We start from the raw sequence: 2916 nt of genomic DNA, 5'->3' as shown, positions 1-2916 counted from the left end.
GGAAATTTAAGCGCCGTCTGAAAAAGCAAACGGCCGGAATTCCGGAGGGAAAACGCATCCGCGAATGCGCTGCAGACTTTTTAATTACTTTGCTGAAAAGTGTGCGCATGTGAATTTCCGGCATCGTGAGATCACAAAAAATAAACGCGCGAAAACGTTGGACGCGAGCCACAAGTAGCGGCTGTATCTGCGTGGTAACACGGCGCATGCGTCATCTGCGGTGTACGCTCGCCGGACGCTGACGATGCCCACGAGGAGGTGGGGTTGTCTCGCGTATCCGATCAATGCAAGGAGAGTTCATGTCAGTTTCAACATTCCCCATCAAGCGGCGCACGCTGCTTGCTGGTTCCGCAGCCACCCTGGCGCTTGGCGCTGCGCCCGCATGGGCTGCCTACCCCGACAAGCCCATCAAGATCATCGTTCCCTGGGCAACGGGCGGTAGCACCGATGCCATTACCCGCGTGCTCGCACAGCGGCTGAGCGAAGGGCTGAAGCAACCCGTGATCGTCGACAACAAGCCGGGTGGCGCGGGCCACGTGGGCATTGACCAGGCCGCCAAGTCGGCACCCGATGGCTATACGCTGGCGATCGTGGAGTTGTCGCACGTGTACGCGCCTGCAGTTGTTGCCAACCTGCCTTACGACATGCTGCGCGACTTCACGCCGATCACGCTGGTGGGTACATCGCCCATGGTGCTGTTTACCGGCATGGGCCCCGAAAACAGCGACTTCAAGACTTTCCTGAAAACTTCTTCGACCGCCAAGGGCGGGCCTCCTGCCATGGCGAACAGCGGCACAGGGTCTATCAGCCACCTGGTGGGCGAGCTGTTTTCCCAGGAAACCAAAATCAAGTTCAACATGGTGCCTTACCGCGGCGGCGCACCGGCGATGGTGGACCTGGCTGCCGGCCAGGTGTCTTCTTATTTCGCCACGCTGGCGACCGGCTCCAGCCTCATGGCCTCCGGAAAGGTCAAGGCGCTGGCGGTGACGGGCCGCAAGCGCTCGGACGTCCCCATCCTGCGCTCCTTGCCGACGATGACTGAGCTCGGCTTGAAGAACATGGATGTGGCGCAATGGTGGGCGCTTGTTGCGCCAGCGACCACGCCGCTTGAAGTTACCGAGCGGCTTCGCCTCGAACTCCTGAGTGCGATGTCGGATTTCAAGGTGGTGGAACGTATGTCCGCTTTGGGCGTGGAAATGAAAGGTACTTCACGCGACCAGTTGCGTGGATTCCTTCGGGCGGAGTCGGAGCGCTGGCGCACCCTGGCGCGTAACGTGGGATTGAAGCCGCAATAACTTCAGTTCTTCAACGGATTCGGCTCATCACTGAGTCGATGCGTACCAGCGCCGGCGAGTCCAGCCGGCGCTGTGGTGCTATAGCTGCAGGCCCAGCCAGCGTCGTGCGGCTGCGTTCAGTGCCTCCTGTTGACCCGTTGTCAGCAAAGTGATGTGGCCGGATGCGGCGCCTTGCCGCAGCTGCCCGGCGGCTTCGAGCAAACGGCGTGTCTGCCGCGCGACCGGCTCGCCGGTTTCGATCAGGCGAACGTCGGTGCCCACCATTTTCTGCAGTGTGTCCCACGCGAAGGCGTAATGCGTGCAGCCCAGCACCAGGGTATCGACCTGCCCGGCCTGRCCGCCGAAGGGTCCGATCGCTTGCGTGTATTCACGGCATAAAGCACCGATCTGCGCAACATCATGGTTCTGGATCGCATCGGCCAGCCCGTCGCACGGCTGCAGGATGAACTCGGCCTGGCCTTTCAGCGAATCGTGCAGGGCGCGCAGCTTGGCGCTTGCCACCGTGCCGCGCGTCGCCATCACGCCGATGCGGCGTGTCTTGCTCAACGCGACGGCCGGCTTGAGCGCCGGTTCGACGCCGACCAGCGGCAAGTCTGGGTGCTCGGTTCGTACGAGGTGAACGGCGGCGGCCGTCGCGGTATTGCACGCGATCACCAGTGCCTTGATCGCATGCTCTTCGCGCAATTTGCGCACGACGGCGCGCGTGCGCTCAATGACAAAAGCGTCGCCGCGCTCGCCATAAGGCGCGAAGCCCGCATCGGCCAGGTAGACGAAGGACTCCGCGGGCAATTCGGCCCGCAATGCCTTGAAGACGCTAAGGCCGCCCACGCCGCTGTCGAACACGCCGACCGGCCGGTCGGCGCCGGCATGGCCTTCGCTCACGCGGCTGCGACGGGAATGTTTTTGAACTCGCCGGTGGCGATTTTCTTTTGCCACTCGGCTGGGCCGGTGATGTGCGCGCTGGTGCCGCCCGCATCCACCGCCACGGTCACGGGCATGTCAATCACGTCGAACTCATAGATCGCTTCCATGCCCAGGTCGGCAAAGCCCACCACCTTGGCGGTCTTGATGGCCTTGCTGACCAGGTAGGCCGCACCGCCGACGGCCATCAGGTAAGCGCTCTTGTGCTTCTTGATGGCTTCGATGGCGACCGGGCCGCGCTCGGMCTTGCCGATCATYGAAATCARACCGGTCTSGGCCAGCATCATTTCAGTAAAGCCGTCCATGCGGGTGGCAGTGGTCGGGCCGGCAGGTCCTACGGCTTCATCGCGCACTGGATCGACCGGGCCGACGTAGTAGATGACGCGGTTGGTGAAATCCACCGGCAGTTTTTCGCCCTTGCCCAGCATGTCCTGAATGCGCTTGTGCGCCGCGTCGCGGCCGGTCAGCATCTTGCCGTTGAGCAGCAAGGTCTGGCCGGGCTTCCAGCTGGCAACTTCTTCTTTGGTCAGCGTGTTGAGATCGACCTTTTTGCTCTTCTTGTAGTCGGGCGTCCAGTTCACGTTGGGCCAGAGATCCAGCGAAGGCGGGTCCAGGTAGACCGGGCCGCTGCCGTCCATCACGAAGTGCGCGTGGCGCGTGGCGGCGCAGTTGGGGATCATCGCGACAGGCTTGCTGGCCG

At 62.6% G+C, this 2916-nt stretch carries 4 protein-coding genes; 1 reads left to right on the top strand and 3 read right to left on the bottom strand.

Annotation, left to right across the window (positions count from 1 at the left end; translation table 11 throughout):
* A partial coding sequence (locus AC1DWI_RS18540; RefSeq protein ID WP_477725410.1) for a hypothetical protein occupies positions 1-208 on the bottom strand: 208 nt, incomplete at its 3' end.
* A 91-nt stretch (positions 209-299) separates the two neighbouring features.
* Between AC1DWI_RS18540 and AC1DWI_RS18535 the strand changes: the two genes are divergently transcribed.
* On the top strand, positions 300-1295 hold the full coding sequence (locus tag AC1DWI_RS18535) for a Bug family tripartite tricarboxylate transporter substrate binding protein (RefSeq protein WP_477669045.1): 996 nt from the start codon (positions 300-302) through the stop codon (positions 1293-1295).
* Positions 1296-1373: 78 nt separating this feature from the next.
* On the opposite strand, the gene murI is transcribed toward AC1DWI_RS18535, so the two are convergent.
* Together murI and AC1DWI_RS18525 are read right to left on the bottom strand one after the other, a co-directional pair.
* Positions 1374-2177: a glutamate racemase gene (gene murI / locus AC1DWI_RS18530; RefSeq protein WP_477669046.1), complete on the bottom strand. Its 804-nt coding sequence runs from the start codon at positions 2175-2177 to the stop codon at positions 1374-1376.
* Positions 2174-2916 (bottom strand): fumarate hydratase C-terminal domain-containing protein (locus AC1DWI_RS18525; protein ID WP_477725409.1); only part of this gene is annotated, 743 nt, incomplete at its 5' end. The genes murI and AC1DWI_RS18525, both read right to left, overlap by 4 nt.

Source organism: Polaromonas sp. P3_C2 (assembly GCF_056402675.1).
The sequence above is the reverse complement of the archived record's forward strand: the minus strand, read 5'-3'. Positions and strand labels throughout refer to the sequence as shown.

Excerpts from the sequence above, each read along its gene's own strand:
- AC1DWI_RS18535 (WP_477669045.1), top strand. The coding sequence starts at position 300 with ATGTCAGTTTCAACATTCCCCATCAAGCGGCGCACGCTGCTTGCTGGT.